The following is a 19,346-nucleotide window of genomic DNA, read 5'->3' on the forward strand; positions in this document are numbered from 1 at the left end:
ATGGGCATTCGTATACTGGAAACCAATTAGGCTGTGCAGCTGCTTTAGCTAACTTAGAATTGTTTGAAAAAGAAAATTTAATCCAAGAAGCCGAGGAGAAATCTGCTTGGCTTACAGAACAATTAAAAGAAATTGCAGCATTGGAACATGTCGGAGACGTCCGGCAAATGGGATTAATGTGCGGAATTGAACTTGTGGAAGATAAGAAAACGAAAAAATCATTCCGAAAAGAGGAAAGAGTTGGCTATAAAGTGACATTAAAAATGCGAGAACTAGGGATGTTAACTAGACCGCTTGGGGATGTCGTCGTCTTTATGCCTCCACTAGCAGCAACGTACGATGAATTAGCAGAAATGTTATTCATACTAAAAAAGGGGATGGAAGAAGTAACTGCATTAGCCGTAACAAAGTAAATATATGTTGTTAATTTACCACATAAAGTAGGGACTAATGGAAGTCTCATGTTTTATGTGGTTTTTATATTTAAAATATTTGTCGAATCATCATATTTTCCGATCCCTTTTTCTAAATAGTTTGACATATTAAAATGTATAAAATATAATTCACATATAAAGTGATATACGCCACTTTTAGAGGAGGTTTCTAGGTTGCCACATTCTAAACTGGCATTTTATTCTATTGATGACATTCCATCGGTCATGAAAAAACTGGAGCATAGTTGGGAGTTTTTTATGTCAGAAAACTCGATTCCTAAAACTATACGTCCAGCAGTTTACCAATCTTGGAAGCGCTGTCAGGGTTATCATGTTGATCCTCTACAAAAACAGGCACCAGTCATACTAAGTGAAGACGAAATAAATGAGCTTATAAATCAGTCACAATTATATCACATTTCACAGCCCATTATTGAGCGACTATATAATCAAATTCAAGGAACAGAACATTTAATTACATTAAGTGATGAAAACGGAAGGATTATCCATTTAAAGGGAGATAATCATATCCAAAACAAGGCACAAGAAATGAACTTTATTATTGGAGCGGATTGGAGCGAGAAGGTCGCTGGATCAAATGCAATCGGAACTGCAATTGCATCTAACGAACCAATTCAAATATTTTCTTTTGAACATTATTGTGAAGGGGTGCATCCATGGGTATGTTCTGCAGCTCCTATTAAGGATCCGCTAACGAAAAAAGTATTGGGCGTTATTGATTTAACAGGTCCAAGTGAAATTGCACAATCCCATTCACTTAGTGTAGTCCAATCCATATCGTCATTAATTGAGCAACAATTACTAAAAAACTCCTCAAGAAAATTAACTACACTCCAAGAAAAATATGAAGAAGTGAAGCGGAAACATCAATTCGTAAATGTTATTGTACTAGATGAAATGTTACATGTTGTTCGTGCAGATGAAAAATGCTTATCATTATTAAGAATAAACGAGTGGGATCGTTTATGGGAACATCCCGAAATGAAACAATTAAAACGATCCTTGTTAGATAGGAATATAAATTTAGGAACAGATGAACTTGAGTGGGACTGGGATATCGAAGAGTTACAAGTTAAAATTTTTATTCGGGAAGTAACACTAGATTCCAAACGAATTGGGTACTGCTTATGTTTCGAAAAACTGTATCAATTTAACCCTTCGGATCCTAGTAGCAAGTCCGTTTTTCAAGGAATTATTGGTAATTCTAAACAGATGAATCAAATTATCGATAAGGCAAAAGTAGTTGCAAAAACGGACGTACCGGTACTTATTACAGGCGAGAGCGGAACAGGGAAAGAAGTATTATCCTTTTCCGTCCATCAAGGTAGCTCGCGAAAAGACGAACCGTATATTTCGATCAATTGTGGTGCTATTCCACGAGATTTAATTGCGAGTGAATTATTCGGTTATGAAGCTGGTACATTTACTGGAGCAGATCCTAAAGGGAAAAAAGGAAAATTTGAAGAGGCTAATGGTGGGACATTATTATTAGATGAAATTGGTGAAATGCCGCTAGAATTACAAGTGAACTTATTACGGGTTCTGCAAGAAAAAGAGATTGTTCGGTTAGGCTCTTCAAAACCAATACCTATAGACGTACGAGTAATTGCCGCTACGAATAAAAATTTAAAAGAAAGTATGGAAAAAGGTGTATTTCGGTCGGATCTTTATTTTAGGTTAAATGTGGTTGAGTTGCATCTTCCACCGCTTAGAGAACGAGCAGAAGACATTCCTTTACTTAGTCAATATTTTGTAAAAGAATTGGCAAAAACACACGGAAAACAAGTTCCAACGATTGATCATGAGGTATTAACATTATTTTCAAAATACCATTGGCCCGGAAATATACGTGAATTAATGAATGTGATGGAATATGCAATATTATTTAGTGCAAATAAAATAACATTAGAAACATTACCTAAATCGATTAAGGAGTTTCAGGAACAAGAGGTTCATTCCCTTTCTGTCTTAGAGTTGGAAGAAAAAAAGGAAATCAAACGACTTCTTGTTGAATCAAACGGAAATTTGTCAGAAGTCGCAAGAAGATGTGGAATCGCAAGAACGACCCTTTATCGTAAAATTAAAAAATATAATTTAGGATAAAATGAAATTGTCCACGTAAAGAGGCTATATCTAAAACTTCCACTCTAAAGGCGAACGACTACGAGATGGAGAGTTTAGAATGTTATTATATTAACACTTGGCTGCTTCATACGTAATTGATGCAAACTGTACAGCAGTGAAAATATAAAAACTAGTAACAGCTTTGTTGATTTCCGCCTCCGGGCAGTACGCGCATCCTTAGGGCACGGCGATCTGCCACCGAAGCAGAAAACCACTGCTTCTGAGTCTTCCGACGTACAGGATGTACTAGCGCAGACGTCGCCACAGGACGTGGCGTTCTTAGTCTGCGTTCCCCCTGTTGCTTTTCCCGTAAATCTTTACGGTGGGACGAAAGCGAAGCTACAGTCCCAGGAGTCGACTGCCCTCCAGCTCCAATCAACTATAATGATAGTAGGAATTACTAATATAGTGCGTTTTACATGTGCGATCTCAGCGGAGGAAATACACGGAGACTCCTGGTCGGCTAGTTACGGTCACGTCCTGTGACCTACGCCGACACTAGGACGTCCTGTCCGTCGCAGGAGGAAAGGCCTAGATGAGACAACTAAAGTCGCGTAGCACAAGGAAGGCTCATTAGCCGCCTTAGGATGCGCGCAGTGTATTTCCGCAGCGATAGGTTAACACTACTGCACAGTTTATGGATAATTACCAACAAAGTGAACAAAACAGAAAAAAGAAATCCGAACGAATACAAATTTCAATTGGAAAATTTGTATCATAGTTCGGATTTCTCTGTGACTAAAATGCTTTTGTACCAGCCTTAAATTAGTTATTTACTTTTGGAAGTTCCATTTTCATCCACTCATTATAAAATGTATCAATGTCTGGTTCAAAATCATGGATGACTGGATACCACGGTGTAACGGCTTCTACTTCTAATAACGACGCACAACCCGGACAATAATACTCGCGTAGTACTTGCCATTCAGGATCAGGCGACATTAATTTCGGATATACTTCGTTCATCTTTTCTTCCGTATCCCGAACATAGACGTTGGCATGAAGTTTCCAATTTACTTTGTAATCACAAAATTCGTGACCGCAGTCGCACTTGATGATTCGCTTTCCATTTTCCTTTAAAACGATATATAAATGTAATCCTAGAGGAAGAAGAATGGGATCATCCCACTCTACTCGACTTTGCATGACTTCTAAATACAGCTTAAACCGTTCCTGATCTTTATGACTGGACATCATTTCTTTTATTTGATACCATTCCAACGTTCCTTCAACGAGTTCATTAATGAGCTTCTTATCATATTTAGCCATTCGTTTCACCTCTTCTTTATTCGATTTATTTTTTAAAGCGATTAATGTGTACTCCTAATTTCGTTACATTTAAATCATCTTCATAAATCATCCAGTCTTCTGGTAAATCCCAAAATCCTTTAAATTCATCAGTAAACTTTTCACTTAATGCAAAGCTTTGGGCAAACATATGTCTAACTTGTAAAGAGGCATCTTTATTGATAATTTTTTCCTTTTCTTGTTTCATCCATTCGGTAGTAGGAACACTTCGTTCTAAACGTTTTTTTCGTATTTCTTTACGTTTTTTAGCTGTTTTTTCATGATCGACTTTGAACTCACCATTTTCTTCTGTAAATACACAACCGTATACGCTTGTTGCATACCGTGGTAAAATATATTTTTCATTCAAATCTGCTTCTACATCTTCCGGTCTTCTATCGAGTGGATCACCAAAACCTGGACCACCTCGTAAATAGTTCATAATGACATCATAGTCACCGAACTCCTCTTGTGTAGATACCGCTTGCCTATCTCGATGTAGTACTTTTGCATTCATATTTTCTTCATATGTCGGATGGTCTGGGTCAACATCCGCACCGAGTGGAAGTGGTAACCGTTTTTCGATTCGTTCTTTTATATCCGTATCAAAGGCAGTAAAACGATAACCTGCAGCGGCAGGGTAACCACCCATAAGTCCGCAGTCGGTTGCCATTACTCCCGCACCTGCAACGAACATCGTCCATTCTTTTGCTCCCCAGCCAAGTCTTAAGGATTGCCAACCATTTCCGCCTCGGTATTTTCCTGCTCCGCCTGAACCTGGGAGAATTTCGCGCCCTAAGTATACGAGTGGTTCAAGTAGCTCCCAAATTTCCATATCACCCATATCCCCTTCAGGATTCCATAAAGCTGCCGAATGGCTAATGCCATCTTTGACAGCACTGGCACCAACACCGCACGCAGCAGTCTCAAAGCTGTTTAACGCAGATAATTGACCGTATTGGTCATAACCGCCACCCATTAGCCAGTTTGACGTATGTGCGTTTCCAGCATTGATTTCTTCTAAAAATCCTCGCCCATAATAACCACGGCTTAATCCGCGCCATAATGGTGACCATGCAGCAACTAGTGCATGCCACGTATTGGAATGTGCAGAACGAATATCATCTGGATTAAACCAAGAACCGTACGGGACACCAAATTTACTTGCATAGTAGGCTCCATCATTAATTCGGTCGTTCGGGACGAGTGTTTGTGAGAGCATTACCCAAATTCCACTCGTTATTGATACTGGAGTTGCGTTAAATGGATGCCATCCCCAACGGCTCGATCCTTCAAAGTCAATTTCTAGCTGTGCATTTTTATGAACCGTAATTTCAGACGGGGTATGAATAATCGAATCTTGTTGCGCAAATTTAGGCAAATCTAGCCCTTCGAATGGTACATCGATAAAGGAAGCAGCTCGGTATTTTCCAGGAATGAGCATCGTTTTTACTTGGTTCACAAATCCGCGTCGTCCATCTTCAATAATTTCACGGATAAATTGTTTATACGTATCTACACCTTCTTCTTTGATGACATCAAGGACAAGATCACGAATCATATGGCATCCTGCTACCCGTGTTTTTTCATCTAGTGTCCAATATTTCACTGCACGAACAGAACGTGTACTTTCTAGTAACCAATCTTTTGACAAAACATCATTTTGACCAATTTTACGACAAGTAACTTGATATCCATCATCGTATCGCTGGACTGGCCCCATCGGCATACTTCCCGGTGCACTCGCTCCTGTATCAATAACATGTGTCACACCACCGACCCAGCCGACAACTTCACCTTCCCAGAAAATAGGTACGAGCGTATGAACATCACATGTGTGTACATTTCCGACATGGTTATCATTATTACAGAAAATATCTTTATCATTTATTCCCGGGTTATCTTCATAGTCATTTTCGATCATAAATTTAATCGCTGCACCCATTGTACCAACGTGGATAATGATTCCTGTTGAAGTAACTACTGAATCAGCTTCAGGTGTGTATAAACTGAAACATAACTCTCCTTCTTGTTCTACAATAGGGGAGGCGGCAACTTTTTTTGCCGTTTCCCGAGCATGGACGACTCCACCTCTTAATTTCGAATAAATTTTTTCAAAACGGATTGGATCTGATTCTTTTAATGGAAGTTCCTTTAATCCTGCATAATAACCCGTTTCCTTACTAAGTCTATCCACTTCTGCGCGCATTTCTTTTAATGTTTTTCCATCCCAACCGATTGGGGCTTTTTTCTCTGTTTGAATATCATCGATTGTTTTTACCAATCTGATAACCTCCTTGTAATTATTCCAATTCTTTCAAATGGAAAATTCGATTTTGATCAAGATATGCTTCAAATCCTGTAGGGACAACTAACGTAGTTGCAGTCGATTCAATAATAGAAAACGCTTCAATTTTATTTCCTGGTAATAACTTTTCCATTTCATAAATAGTTGCTTCAATCCATTCGCCATCCCAATACACTTGTCGTGTTCCTAAAAAGGCTATATTTGGTGGTGTTTTTCCTGCTAAAGGTTCTTCAGGGATTTTTGGTTGTGCCACATCTACAATACCTCGAACGATCGCTCCAGTAATGGAATATCCAAGTTCTGGTGATAGTGCAGATTTCGCATATACACGTGTATACATTTCTTCAAATGTTTCTACAAGTGTGTGGTAATCGTTTACATCTTTAAATGCAGTAATTGGTGCTTCAATTTCAAGGTCGTTCAATTGTCCTTGATATTGCATACGATAAAGTAATCGGAAGTTCACTTCATCATTGGAATAACCATTTTTCTCAAATTCTTCAGCAACTTTTTCTTTTAATTCATCCCAAGCAGCTTGTAATTCTTTCCCTGCTTCTAAAATCGTATCGTCATTTGCTTTTTCAGCAACATTTATATCTAACGTCTTATCATAACGATATTCAAAATCGGCTGCTCCACAACCAAATGCCGAAAATCCTGCAGCCCACGCCGGGACTAATACATCCTCAAAGCCGAGACCTTTTGTGTATCCTGCTGTATGAAGTGGTCCGCCACCACCATAGGAGAAACAGACGTACTGAGAAGGGGAATACCCTTTACCTAAAATCATTGATTCTAAATAGTTTTTCAGTTGTGATTCAAGTAGTTCGGTCACACCATAAGCCGCATCTTCAACAGATAATCCGAGTGGATCGGCAATTTGTTCTTTGACAGCTAAATAGGCTCTTTCCCGTGATAATTTGATCGTTCCACCGATAAAATTATCTGGATTAATTAACCCTAAAACGACATGGCAATCCGATACGGTTACTGTTTCAATTCCACTTTCCGGGTTACAAACACCGACTAATGAACCAGCACTATCTGGACCTAATGTTAGATTTCCGTAGTTCGGATCAATTCGGACATAACTTCCTGTTCCGGCTCCGGTTGTATCCATGGAAACAAGTGGTAAGGATAATACGAGCCGTGCCATATCCGGGCTAGATTCAATTGCTAAATCACCTTGCGTAATTAATCCGATATCAAAGCTCGTTCCACCGATGTCTGAACAAGCAACATTTTTAATACCTAAACTATCGCTTAAATATTTTGCTCCAACCATGCCGCCAATAGGGCCAGATACACAAGTTCTTGCTAGTTCATTTGCTTTAATACTAATCGTTCCACCATGACTAGCCATAATTCGTAAATCAAAATTTGTTCCATGTTCTTGTAATGCTTTATCCAGTTTTGCGAGTGTTTCACGCGATGGTTCTGCTGCGTATGCTTCCACGATAGTTGTATTTGTACGATGGGATTCTTTTCTGACTGGGTAATAATCGACTGTTGCAAAAACTTTGATCTGTTTATTCTGTTCTTTAATCATTTTTTCTGCGACATCTCTTATTATTCGTTCATGTTTCGGATATTTATAGGAATGTAATAAGCTAATAACAATGGCTTCAACATCGCTATCGATCAGTTGTTGAATAGCGCTTTCAATTTCGTGTTCATAAAGGGGAATAACAACATTACCAAACATATCAACTCTTTCGGTGACACCGACTGTCCATTTTCGTGGAACGAGTGGTGGATCGAAATGGTGGGTGTTGACGTGAATTCTATCTGCATAGGAATACCCTAAATGTGACTGAACACCTCGACCCATTCGATGACTATCTTCCATTCCTTTGTTTAGTACTAATCCAACGCGAAGGCCGACACGAGAAACGAGTCGATTAAGCATCGCTGTACCAGAATACACTCCCGCTAACAGATTTGGAAATTCATTATCTACGGTTGTACCCCATTGTCCTAATGCATCCTTCGCCGAGTTGATTAAACCGATATGTTCATCATTAGGTGTTGTTTGTGCTTTTCCTACAACAAATTCCCCCTTTTCATCAATAATAAATGTGTCTGTCATTGTACCGCCGGCATCAATTGCAAGTATTTGTGATTTTGCCAAATGAATGTCTCTCCTTTCGTTTTGATTCACCAATGTTAATTGCAAGTAGCATGCCAATTTTATAAAAGGTGCTAAAATAGGGTTCAAGCAGGTGTTTATTCTTTCGTTGCGATTTTGATGTAGGATAGTTGTAGCGTTTTGCTACAAGTGTAGCGAAACAAATTTGGTACTCGTCGCAGTATGTTAAAATAAGTGCAGTAGTGAATAGGAAGTGATTAAAAAATGATTAAAAAAATAATAAAGCTATTTTTTATCAGTTTTGCAATGCTTTTTATCGTTGGGTGTAACGTAAATGATTTCATTGAAAATGTCGCTGAAACAGACCAGAAGGAATTGGACTCTGTTACAGCGATTCAAGATTTAAAGCAGACGGAATATTTTCGTGATGGGGCATTAGAACATATTTTAGAAGGGGAAATTAATCGAAAAGGCCAAGCAGTCGGATTTCATTTTGATCGACTACCTACAAAAAAAGGAGAAATTGTGGAAGGGACAGAAACAGATCCGAACGAGTTTGGGGTATATGAAGCGAAAGTGATTATAAGTGATGTCGAAAAAACTTCAAACGGTGGAATATCCACGTTTTTCCCTAATGATTGGGATACCCAACAAGTTATAGATGGGATAAATGAAGCATATGATAACAAGGTTTATATTTCGGGTAATACATATGAAGGTTTGACCGCAGATGGAATGATTATTCGCATGTATCTCGATCAGCATGAAAAAATCATTTCCGCATTTCCGGTTTATTAAAGGAGGTTTTCTAGTGTATCAAATTAGAGAAATTCTACTTAAAAACGGCCCTCATGAAAGAAAAAGAATTGTAATTGAATTCGATGATCCAAGAATGGAAATTGTCAGTGAATTTTTAATGACAGATGCACCGCTATTAGGTGGGGAAGTTTTGCATGAAATAGACAGAGTTCTTGTGGGGGAGAGAGAGCGACTTGAGTCGAGTGGGAATCGCTGTGCAGTCTTAATTCAAGCAGATGTAACGCTAATAGAAGATTTATTTGAAACCTATCCATCCTATGAAATGGACACGCAGGAGCTTCGCGATCTAATCGAAATGTGGTTGAATAAGGTATCAGAATGAAGCCACACAGTTATTTATTAAAATCACATGACAAGTATATGTGATTTTTATTTTTTCATCAAAAATCGATTTCACCTACTAATCCCCCCTAAAAAATGCAATTTTCTCTTAGGCTAAACGTACGTTTTCCATGCTGAAAACAGTCGAATTATTCAATTTTACCATTTTGCAATTTGTAAAAATTTCGGAAATAATAGAGATACGAAAGTAAAGTCATGGTAAGATAGTAGGAGAACTTTCGGTGTAATACATAACTTTTCGAATAAAAATATACTAGAAGGAGTAAAGGTAATGAAGTTTTTCCATACGGCAGATTGGCATTTAGGTAAGCTGGTTCAAGGTGTTTATATGACGGAAGATCAGGAATTTGTTTTAAGGCAGTTTATTGACGCAATTAAGGAAGAAAAACCTGATGCTGTGGTGATTGCTGGTGATCTATATGATCGGGCTGTTCCACCAACAGAAGCAGTACAGCTGTTAAATAACGTACTAGATGAAATTATTTTAGAGTTAAAAACACCTGTTATTGCGATTGCCGGAAATCACGATAGTCCGAGCAGGCTTCATTTTGGCAGTCGAATTATGACTGAAAAAGGCTTTCATGTAGTCGGTCAGTTTGAAAAAGACGCTCCACCGGTCATTCTAAACGATGAATTTGGGGAAGTTCACTTTCACCTTGTTCCGTATTGTGATCCGAGCATTGTACGAAATGTGCTTGATGATGAAGAGATAAAAACACATGATGATGCAACAACGAAAATTATTGAAAATATCCAAGCTAAAATGGATGAAAATGCACGCCACGTCTATGTTGGACATGCTTTTGTCACACCAAATGGAGATAGTCAGGATAATACAAGTGAATCGGAACGTCCGCTTTCGATCGGAGGAGCTGAATATGTAAATGCCAGCCATTTTGACCCGTTTCATTATACGGCTTTGGGACATTTACACCAAGCGCATTATGTTCAACATGAAAAAATTCGCTATGCAGGTTCCCCTTTAAAATATTCTATTTCAGAAGAAAGTCATAAAAAAGGGTATTTTATTGTGGAGATGGATGATGCTGGGAACACTTCAGTTGAAAAAAGACTGCTCACACCAAGAAGAGATATTCGAACAGTAGAAGCAAACATCGATGAGATTTTAACATACCCAATCAATGAAGACTATGTGTTTGTTAAGTTAATAGATGACGCACCAGTTTTATCAGCGATGGAAAAAGTCCGTTCCGTATTTCCAAATGCGATGCATGTAGAGAGAAAATATACGGGACTTATGGATACGATGGAAACGAACGAGATGAAACGTCGTTCAGAATTAAGTGATGTGGAATTGTTTAAAGCATTTTATAAAGAAGTAAAAGGGTACGAAGCAACAGAAGAGACGGAAGAAATTTTTAAAGCGGTACTTGATGATTTATTGAAAATTGAAAATGAAACAATGGAAGCAGAAAAACAGGCAGCGCCTACAAATTAAATTGGAAGGAGTTGAAGCTACATGAAACCTTTAAAACTAAGTATGACGGCATTTGGCCCATACAAAAATACAGAAACGATTGATTTTACAAAATTAGAAGATCATCATCTTTTTGTCATTTCAGGAGCGACAGGTGCCGGGAAAACGACTATTTTTGATGGAATATGTTTTGCTTTATATGGTACAGCGAGTGGGTCGGATCGGGAAAATATTGCAATGTTACGTAGCCATTTTGCGGATGATGATACACATACTTCAGTTGAATTAACTTTTGAATTAAACGGACGAACATATCGAGTCTTCAGGCAACTAGGGCATATAAAAGAAGGGAATAAAACGCGAACCGGAGAACGGTATGAATTTTTTGAGCAGCTCGATGATAAAACAGAAGTACCTTGTGTTGATCGCCAAATAGTTTCAGAAATAAACGATAAACTTGAAGCTATCATCGGGTTAACTCAAGATCAATTTAAACAAATTGTCATGTTGCCCCAAGGCGAATTTAGAAAATTACTAACATCAGAAACGGAAAATAAGGAAGCCATTTTGCGCCGTTTATTTAAAACCGAACGTTATAAACATATGAATCAAATTTTGAAAGAAAGAAAAGAAGACGTGAATATGAGATTTATACAAGAAACTAAGATGTTAGATCATCATATTCAAAGTATTCATTCCACGCTTGAGAAGCGGGAAGATTCACTCCTATTTTATTTTTTAAATAATGATAATTATAATGTGGAGCAAATTATTCAAGGTTTGGAAGAAGAGATTCATTATTTATCTATAAAAATTGATACCGACGACAAAAATTACCGAGAAGCTTTGCAAAAATACGAACAAAAACAGGCTTTCTTACATAAGGCAATGACAACGAACGACCGTTTTATTCTTTTAGATCAGAAAAATGAAGAATTAGCGACTTTACAAAATCAACGGGTGATTTTTTTACGAAAAGAAAAGCAAGTTGACGCAGCTGAACGTGCAAGCCGAATTGAACCATATGAAAAACAGTTAGCCGAACGCAGAAAAGAACGGGAGGAAAAAGAGCGTTATGTCAACGAAGCTACCACACTTTTCACTGAGGCGAAAAGACAATTAGAACTTGTCCAACAAGCGTATAGTCGAGAGGAACAAAAAGAGGCTGAGCGTGAAAAATTAAAAAGAAATTTAGAAAATTACGATGAGTTATTACCGACGATCGAAGAAATGGATCAAATACGGCGGGATTTGAAAAAATTATCAGTAGAAATTGAGCAGAGATCTTCTGAATTAAAGCGTGTTATCTCATTTTTGGATACGAAAGAAAAAGAAGTTGAGAAATTAAAACGAGATATTACGAAAAAAGAATCTCTAGTTAGTGAGAATGGGAAAAAACATGAAGAGATGTACCAGTTGCGTGAACAATATATAGTACTGAATGATTATATGAAAAATCGGAAAAGTCATCGGAATTTGCAAAAAGAATTGGAAGCAAAAGAAAAAGAATATTTGCGTGCTGAAAAAACATTTAAAGAATTAGAAGCAGTTTGGTTTCATAATCAAGCTGCAGTTTTAGCGAGTCATCTTACCAATGGTGATAATTGTCCAGTCTGCGGAAGTACTGCTCATCCACATAAAGCGACTTTTGAAGGTGAACAAATTTCGAAAGAACAATTTGATCACATGAAAGCCGAATGGGAAGAAAAACAAAAAGCATACCAAGAAATTTTAGCTACATATCGTTCGAGTACCGAACAATTAAAGGAAAAGGCGCAAGCGGTATCAGCTTATAAAGTCGCTTTGGAACATGTAGGAAATGTCCTTACAGAGGTTCGGGATCGAGGAGTTCAGTTAAAAAATGAACTGGCGGAATTAAAAAAAGTTGAAGAGCAATTAGCTGAAGATAGAAAATATGTATCGAAACTAGAAACTGATATTAAAAAAGCAAGAGAGAAAAAAGAAGAAGTGGAAGGGAAATTAGTCAAGAGCCGAACTTCATTTACTCAATTGGATGCAACGAGTAAAGAACGGTGCCGCAATATTCCAGAAGAACTTAAAGATTTAACAGCACTCAAAGATCAAATAAAAGTTACAGAAAATGAAAAACTAAAATTAGAAAAACGTTGGGAAGAAGTACAAGAACAATTAAAACAAGCAGATAAAGCAAATACAGAAGCTCAATTAAATCTCGTACATGGAAAAAACCAATTTGAAGAAGTTCAAACAATTGTTCATAAAGTCGAAGAAATATTTCAGCAATATTTACATGAAGCGAATTTTGAAAATGAAGAAATGTACAAGCAGGCAAAAATGACAACAGAAGACATAGAAGGATTAAAAAAAGAAATTGAGACGTACAAACAACGATTAGCGACCGTTCAAAAGCAAATTGAAGACTTGACGGAAGAATTAAAGGAAAAAGATCGAGTCGATGTGAAGCAAATTGAAGAACAATTACAGCAATTAAAACATTCATATGAAGCAGCATTGGAGCAGTTAAATCGAACAAAAAAATATAAGGAAACAGCAAATACTATAAAAGATACTATTTTAAACGTAAAAGCAAAATCAGAAACGCTTGAAAAAGAACTACGGACAGTAACAGATTTATATGATGTGTTACGGGGACAAAATGATAGAAAGATTTCTTTCGAACGGTATTTGCAAATTGACTATTTAGAACAAATTACAAACGCAGCGAATGAGCGCTTCAAAACATTAACGAATGGACAATTTTATTTAATTCGAAGTGACAGACAAGAAGCACGAGGAAAACAGAGTGGCCTTTCCATCGACGTGTATGATTCGTATACTGGACAAACACGCGATGTTAAAACGTTATCCGGAGGCGAAAAATTTATTGCATCCCTTTGCCTTGCTCTGGGAATGTCTGATGTAATTCAAAGTTTCCAAGGCAGTATCTCAATGGATACAATGTTTATCGATGAAGGATTCGGGTCACTAGATGAGGAGTCGTTACATAAGTCTATCGACGCCCTGATCAGTTTGCAGGAGACTGGACGTACGATCGGTGTAATTTCTCATGTGGAGGAATTGAAAACGATCTTCCCAGCAATGCTTGAAGTAAACAAAACAAAAGAAGGATACAGCGAGACGAGATTTGTATTGAAATAAAATTTTTCTTGTTGAAAGATGTGGATTCCTTCTTGCAACATGCTAAGTGGCGGGGAAAGATGCAAAGTCGCTTTTGTAACATGCTAAGTGTCGGAAAAAGATGCAAAGTCGCTCTCGTAACATGCTAAGTGGCGGAAAAAGATGCAGAGTCGCTCTTGTAACATGCTAAGTGTCGGAAAAAGATGCAAAGTCGCTCTTGTAACATGCTAAGTGTCGGAAGAAGATGCGGAGTCGCTCTCGTAACATGCTTAGTGGCGGGAGAAAATGCAAAGTCGCTCCTGCCTTATGCTTAGTGTCAGGAAAAGAAGCGGAGTCGCTCTCGCCTCATGCTTAGTGTCAGGAGAAAATGCAAAGTCGCTCTTGCCTCATGCTTAGTGGCGGGAAAAGATGCAAAGTCGTTCTTGCCTTATGCTTAGTGTCAGGAAAAGAAGCGGAGTCGCTCTCGCCTTATGCTTAGTGGCAAGAAAAGAAGCAAAGTCGCCCTCGCACCATGCTTAGTGTCAGGAAAAAATGCAAAGTCGCTCCTGCTTCATGCTTGCAGGAGAAGATGCAGAGTCACATACTGATAATGCTCATTCATTCGTATAATCACAAAAATAAGGAAAACCCTGAACTTATCGTTCAGGGTTGATTATTATCAGATTGAAAATTGCGCTTTTCTTGCTTCAGCGTTTCCAAACTTCTTCATTAATTAGTGACGGTGGCTTTTCACCATTTAATCCAGCCATTAAATTTTTGAGCGCAAGTTTTGACATCGCGAGTTCGGTCGCATACGTGGAGGAACCGATATGTGGAAGTGTCACAACATTTGGCATGTCAAGGAGTGGGTTATCAGGCTCTACTGGTTCCACTTCAAACACGTCCAAGCCAGCTGCAGCTATTTCTTTATTCTGTAATGCTGCGATTAGATCTTTTTCCACAATAGTTTTGCCCCGGGAACCATTAATAAAAATCCCAGTTTCCTTCATTAAAGAAAATTCTTTAGCCCCAAGCATTCTTTCTGTTTCTTTTGTCAATGGTGTTATAAGTAGGACAAAATCAGATTCAGCGAGCAAATCGTTTAAACTGCGGTATTTTGCATTATATTTTTCTTCAGCTTCAGGCTTTTTAGAACGGCTATGATATAAAATATCCATATGGAAACCGTGGTGTGCACGGTGAGCAATTGCTTGACCAATTCTCCCCATCCCGATGATTCCTAATTTTTTATGGTGAACATCGACCCCATAATGTTCTGCTGTTAAATCACCTTTCCATTTTCGGTCTTTTACATATTGATCAAGTTCCGGAATACGTCTAGCTGTTGCGAGTAAAAGACCAAACATCGTGTCCGCAACAGTGTCTGTAAGTACATCAGGTGTGTTTGTCGCCATAATATTTCGTTTTGTTAATTCTTTGATATCTAAATTATTGTAACCAACTGAAACATTGCTAACGATTTTTAAATTTGGAGCTAAATCGAGTAATTTTTTATCTACCTGAAGCCCAAGACCGATAATGCCGTCTGCATCTTTTAATTTTTCGTTAAACTTTTCATTTTCTGTTGAAACAATATTGTAAAAACAAGAAACGTCTGCATTACGTTTTAGTTCGTCTAAAGCTTCATCTTCTAATCGATTAACAATAATTACTTTCTTTCTCATCGTTTCCCACCTCTTCTTACTGACATATTTTTAAAAAAATTTCTCAACCAGTTGGCAAGCTGACTAAAGCGATTATAACTTGCCGACTTTAGATCCCTCCGTTATACCGATAAATAGTTCACGATTTCTTCAAAAGTCTTGTTAAAACAATATTTTAAAGTCTTTTAAATGAATTTGAATTTTTTACATGGTATAATGCATATCGTACAACAATTACGTAAATTATTCTAATAGATTCAATTAAAAGAAAGGAGAGTTTTTAATGGCTCATTTGCATATTACAGGATGGGTAGTTGCATTTATATTGCTATTTGTCGTAACTTCTTTTTATAAGTCGGGAAAAGCAAAACCGGGAAAGATTCTACATATGATTTTACGTCTTGATTATTTAATTATTTTGTTTTCCGGGATTACTTTATTTTTCCAGTATAGCAATATTTCAGGAGAACTGATTATAAAAGTTCTTGCAGGTCTATGGGCAATTGCTTCTATTGAAATGATTACAGTTAAAACGAATAAAGATAAACCGACAAAAGCTTGGTGGATTCAGTTCGTTATTGCCGCATTACTCGCGATCATTTTAGGATTTGGTCGTTTACCTTTAGGAGTTTTACCATAAAACGCTAAACGAAAGGCTATTCTTTAGTGGGTAGTCTTTTTTCTTTAAAAATTTTAGTTGGAGTGCATGTAATGAAAAAAATAATCACATTAGTCTTCATCATTCCAGTTTTATTTATGAGTATGATGCAGCAATCAGTCAATGCAGAGTCTCAGCTTTCGAATGAAATAATATATGATATTTTAATCGACCGTTTCAATAACGGGCGACAAGCTCCGAGCGACCAAGTTGATATTGACGATCCGCTCACTTATAACGGGGGAGATATCAAAGGAGTAACAGCGAGACTTGACATATTGAAAGAAAATGGTTTTACGGTCGTTTCTTTATCCCCGATCATGGAAAATGCGCTAAAAGGGTATCACGGATATTGGATTGAAGACTTTTACTCAGTTGAAGAAGAATTTGGGACAATAGAAGATGTAAAAGAATTAGTCGATGAAGCACATAAAAAAAATATGAAGGTAATCATTGAGTTAGTGACAAATTATGTAGCGAAATCCAGCCCCCTTACTGAAGATCCAGATAAAGAAGATTGGTTTACAGAAAATACCGTTGAACCAATAGAAGCGACTAAATGGCTTGAAAACGTGCTTGTCTTTGACCAAGAAAACCCGGAAGTGCAGGAATATTTATTAGATGTTGCCGAATTTTGGATGAACGAAGTTGATATTGATGGCTTTAAAATCCACGCAGCTGATCAAGCTTCACCAGAATTTTTAAACAAGTTAACAGAACAAATAAAACAAACTGATCCTAATTTTTATCTGATCGCTACAACCCTTCAAGGTAATGCAGATGTTGATCACATCGTTCAGAACGAAAATATCGATGCGGTAGCAAATCACGAGATGTACGAAGCTTTCAACGATGTTTTAATAAAGCCAGATGAACCTATCTCTAAGCTATTTGACGTTCGCGGTGAAGAGGCAAGTAACAAGGATTTACTGTATGTAGATAATATAAATACCCCGAGGTTTTCTAATAATTTTGCCGAACAAGGTAGAAATGCAATCACAACATGGCAATTAGCGTTAAGTTATCTTTATTTAACCCCAGGTGTACCTATTATTTACCAAGGCTCCGAAGTCCCAATGTATGGACCGGGGTATCCTGAAAATCAATATCTTGTTGATTTTACAAGTTCAAATCCCGATTTAGAAGATGTGTTTAAAAAAATGGCTTCACTAAGAGGGCAATTTTCAGCTGTAACTGAAGGAAGTTTTGAACAAGTTGCAACAGAAGAAGGGCTCAGCTTGTTTAAACGCTCATTGGAGAATAAAGAGACAGTTTACATTGCAATTAATAATGATAGCCAATCACGCACAGTAACCATCGATGGGATTAATACATCTATGCAGTTAAAAGGATTACTTCATGATGATACAATCAGAGCGAATGAAGATGGTGAGTATTTGATAGGAATGGAACGTGAATCCGCAGAGATATTTATGATTCAGCCGAATGTTGGTTTTAACTGGGGATTTATCTCTTTTGTAGCAGGTGTGTTTATTGTGTTTATTGGCGCAATAATAGTACTGACAGTAAAACAAAAAAAGCGAAGTAAAATAAAGTAAGATAAGTGACAAAATAATCTCTCAGCTTGAGTGCATGAGAGATTATTTTTTGATTATTATTATCCGAGCTGGAAGTTGCTCGAGTTAAGGTGTAGGTTGCTCAAGTCGAGGATGGAGTTGCTCAAGTCAAGGTAGAGTGCTCAATCTGCCTGAAAATTAATTTCACGAAAAAAGGAAACGAGACCATCGCTCACGTTCCCAATTTTAGCAAATACACAAAAAATGGGCACGAACCCAGTGCCCTCGTTACGTATTTTAAATCAACCGATTTCGCATCAGTCTCACTCAATTATCTTTTGCCCGCTTCATTACCTGAATCGGTTCACCATTTTCATTTGTGCCTTCTTCAATAACAATATCGTATTTTTCCATCAATTCATTTCTTCGTTTTGCAAACTCATCGTAAAGATCTTCCAGTTTATCGACATTTTCCCAAATTTCTTCGTCTGTTATTTCGTTATGATAATAAGTCTTACCGTCTTCTAAAATCATTTGATAGCCGAATTCTTCAGCATCGATTTGTAATTGATGTAATTCACGGACTTCTTTCGTTTTCGGTTTAATCTCTTTTAAATATTCCATGATGGCATCTAGCTCTGGCAAAACCTCATTCTCCAAGTAGTCAATCCCTTCCGTGGGATTTTCAAATTTATCAAAACTATATAAATCATCCCTTTTGGTACCGATTTTTTCTTGCTTCATCTCCTGAAGTGCTTGCCAATCGTTATTGTAATAATCAATGAGCTCATCTGCCACTTGATCATTACTGGAACACGCTCCTAGAAAAAGGCAAAAAGTGAATAATGAGACAGCTACGATTCTTTTCATATTGTAAACACCTCTCTACCTAACACCGACTAGTTCCTCGATTGTCGTCCCTTCCGGCAAGCGTCCATTAAAAATGTAGTTATAATCACTATCTGATAATTGGATAGCTTCTTTATCAGGATTTAATCACATCTTCTAGTAACTTAACAATTAATCAGCAGTTTTTCAAGGTACAAAATAACCGTTTAATGACAGTGTAAGGCATAGTGAATTAGAATCACATACCATAGCCGGGAGATGTGCTATAATTACGGACAATGGATCATAATGGGGTGGCTTTCATGTCAAAGTTTTTTCTTTCTTGTTCATCATCGTCGGAGCCGGCTTTCTCATTTATGGAGACAGGTAGTTATTAAAAATCACATTTAGATGAAGGAAAACGTCTGGATGAGGCGAAAAGGTTTGTCTCTGAGGATATTATTGGCGCTGACCCACGAAAAAGTGAGTGCTAATTATGAAGTGGTATTGTACTTGTATAGTAGACAGTTTTTAGAAAGTTGCTCCAGTCAAGTTAGGAGTTGCTCAAGTTAAGGCAGAAGTTGCTCCAGTCAAGGTAGAAGTTGCTCAAGTTAAGGCGGAAGTTGCTCAAGTCAAGGTGGAGGTTGCTCAAGTTAAGGCGGAAGTTGCTCCAGTCAAGGCGAAAGTTGCTCAAGAAGAAACGCGAAACGCCAATAACATC

Annotated in this window: 13 protein-coding genes; 8 read left to right on the plus strand and 5 right to left on the minus strand. The window is 37.6% G+C overall.

Annotation, left to right across the window (positions count from 1 at the left end; translation table 11 throughout):
- Positions 1–413 (plus strand): aminotransferase class III-fold pyridoxal phosphate-dependent enzyme (locus tag ACPYKA_RS08550; RefSeq protein ID WP_479541901.1); only part of this gene is annotated, 413 nt, incomplete at its 5' end.
- Between the two features lie 195 nt (positions 414–608).
- Positions 609–2,558 carry a sigma-54-dependent Fis family transcriptional regulator gene (locus ACPYKA_RS08555; RefSeq protein ID WP_479541902.1) on the plus strand — a complete coding sequence of 650 codons (1,950 nt, stop codon included), beginning with the start codon at positions 609–611 and terminating at the stop codon, positions 2,556–2,558.
- Positions 2,559–3,344: 786 nt separating this feature from the next.
- On the opposite strand, the gene ACPYKA_RS08560 is transcribed toward ACPYKA_RS08555, so the two are convergent.
- Genes ACPYKA_RS08560 through ACPYKA_RS08570 form a run of 3 tightly spaced genes read right to left on the minus strand, consistent with a single transcriptional unit; the run spans position 3,345 to position 8,305 of the window.
- Complete coding sequence (locus ACPYKA_RS08560) at positions 3,345–3,848, minus strand: acetone carboxylase subunit gamma (RefSeq protein ID WP_479541903.1); 504 nt, start codon at positions 3,846–3,848, stop codon at positions 3,345–3,347.
- A 25-nt stretch (positions 3,849–3,873) separates the two neighbouring features.
- Entirely contained in the window at positions 3,874–6,150 is a 2,277-nt protein-coding gene (locus tag ACPYKA_RS08565; protein WP_479541904.1) for a hydantoinase B/oxoprolinase family protein, read from the minus strand.
- Positions 6,151–6,169: 19 nt separating this feature from the next.
- On the minus strand, positions 6,170–8,305 hold the full coding sequence (locus ACPYKA_RS08570; protein WP_479541905.1) for a hydantoinase/oxoprolinase family protein: 2,136 nt from the start codon (positions 8,303–8,305) through the stop codon (positions 6,170–6,172).
- A gap of 222 nt (positions 8,306–8,527) precedes the next feature.
- Between ACPYKA_RS08570 and ACPYKA_RS08575 the strand changes: the two genes are divergently transcribed.
- The 4 genes from ACPYKA_RS08575 (at position 8,528) to ACPYKA_RS08590 (ending at position 14,000) form a co-directional block, all read left to right on the plus strand.
- Positions 8,528–9,061: an EndoU domain-containing protein gene (locus ACPYKA_RS08575; RefSeq protein ID WP_479541906.1), complete on the plus strand. Its 534-nt coding sequence runs from the start codon at positions 8,528–8,530 to the stop codon at positions 9,059–9,061.
- Between the two features lie 13 nt (positions 9,062–9,074).
- Positions 9,075–9,404, plus strand: coding sequence for a hypothetical protein (locus ACPYKA_RS08580; protein ID WP_479541907.1), 330 nt, complete (start codon positions 9,075–9,077; stop codon positions 9,402–9,404).
- Positions 9,405–9,695: 291 nt separating this feature from the next.
- Positions 9,696–10,883, plus strand: coding sequence for an exonuclease SbcCD subunit D (locus ACPYKA_RS08585; protein ID WP_479541908.1), 1,188 nt, complete (start codon positions 9,696–9,698; stop codon positions 10,881–10,883).
- 21 nt (positions 10,884–10,904) lie between these two features.
- On the plus strand, positions 10,905–14,000 hold the full coding sequence (locus ACPYKA_RS08590) for an AAA family ATPase (RefSeq protein ID WP_479541909.1): 3,096 nt from the start codon (positions 10,905–10,907) through the stop codon (positions 13,998–14,000).
- Between the two features lie 665 nt (positions 14,001–14,665).
- Here the strand turns inward: ACPYKA_RS08590 and ACPYKA_RS08595 are convergent.
- On the minus strand, positions 14,666–15,643 hold the full coding sequence (locus tag ACPYKA_RS08595) for a 2-hydroxyacid dehydrogenase (RefSeq protein ID WP_479541910.1): 978 nt from the start codon (positions 15,641–15,643) through the stop codon (positions 14,666–14,668).
- 262 nt (positions 15,644–15,905) lie between these two features.
- Here ACPYKA_RS08595 and ACPYKA_RS08600 point away from each other — a divergent pair, with 262 nt between their 5' ends.
- Together ACPYKA_RS08600 and ACPYKA_RS08605 are read left to right on the plus strand one after the other, a co-directional pair.
- A complete protein-coding gene (locus ACPYKA_RS08600; protein WP_479541911.1) occupies positions 15,906–16,262 on the plus strand; it encodes a YisL family protein in 357 nt (118 codons plus the stop codon).
- A gap of 71 nt (positions 16,263–16,333) precedes the next feature.
- Positions 16,334–17,839: an alpha-amylase family glycosyl hydrolase gene (locus ACPYKA_RS08605; RefSeq protein WP_479541912.1), complete on the plus strand. Its 1,506-nt coding sequence runs from the start codon at positions 16,334–16,336 to the stop codon at positions 17,837–17,839.
- Positions 17,840–18,124: 285 nt separating this feature from the next.
- On the opposite strand, the gene ACPYKA_RS08610 is transcribed toward ACPYKA_RS08605, so the two are convergent.
- A complete protein-coding gene (locus ACPYKA_RS08610) occupies positions 18,125–18,667 on the minus strand; it encodes a hypothetical protein (protein WP_479541913.1) in 543 nt (180 codons plus the stop codon).
- Between the last annotated feature and the right edge of the window lie 679 nt (positions 18,668–19,346).

The organism is Pseudogracilibacillus amylolyticus (SeqCode) (assembly GCF_051918545.1).
Lineage (GTDB): Bacteria > Bacillota > Bacilli > Bacillales > Amphibacillaceae > Pseudogracilibacillus.

What these genes read in the sequence shown, in the direction of transcription:
- ACPYKA_RS08560 (WP_479541903.1), bottom strand. Translation starts at nt 3,848, where the DNA reads ATGGCTAAATATGATAAGAAGCTCATTAATGAACTCGTTGAAGGAACG.
- ACPYKA_RS08575 (WP_479541906.1), top strand. Translation starts at nt 8,528, where the DNA reads ATGATTAAAAAAATAATAAAGCTATTTTTTATCAGTTTTGCAATGCTT.
- ACPYKA_RS08585 (WP_479541908.1), top strand. Translation starts at nt 9,696, where the DNA reads ATGAAGTTTTTCCATACGGCAGATTGGCATTTAGGTAAGCTGGTTCAA.
- ACPYKA_RS08590 (WP_479541909.1), top strand. Translation starts at nt 10,905, where the DNA reads ATGAAACCTTTAAAACTAAGTATGACGGCATTTGGCCCATACAAAAAT.
- ACPYKA_RS08595 (WP_479541910.1), bottom strand. Translation starts at nt 15,643, where the DNA reads ATGAGAAAGAAAGTAATTATTGTTAATCGATTAGAAGATGAAGCTTTA.
- ACPYKA_RS08600 (WP_479541911.1), top strand. Translation starts at nt 15,906, where the DNA reads ATGGCTCATTTGCATATTACAGGATGGGTAGTTGCATTTATATTGCTA.
- ACPYKA_RS08605 (WP_479541912.1), top strand. Translation starts at nt 16,334, where the DNA reads ATGAAAAAAATAATCACATTAGTCTTCATCATTCCAGTTTTATTTATG.
- ACPYKA_RS08610 (WP_479541913.1), bottom strand. Translation starts at nt 18,667, where the DNA reads ATGAAAAGAATCGTAGCTGTCTCATTATTCACTTTTTGCCTTTTTCTA.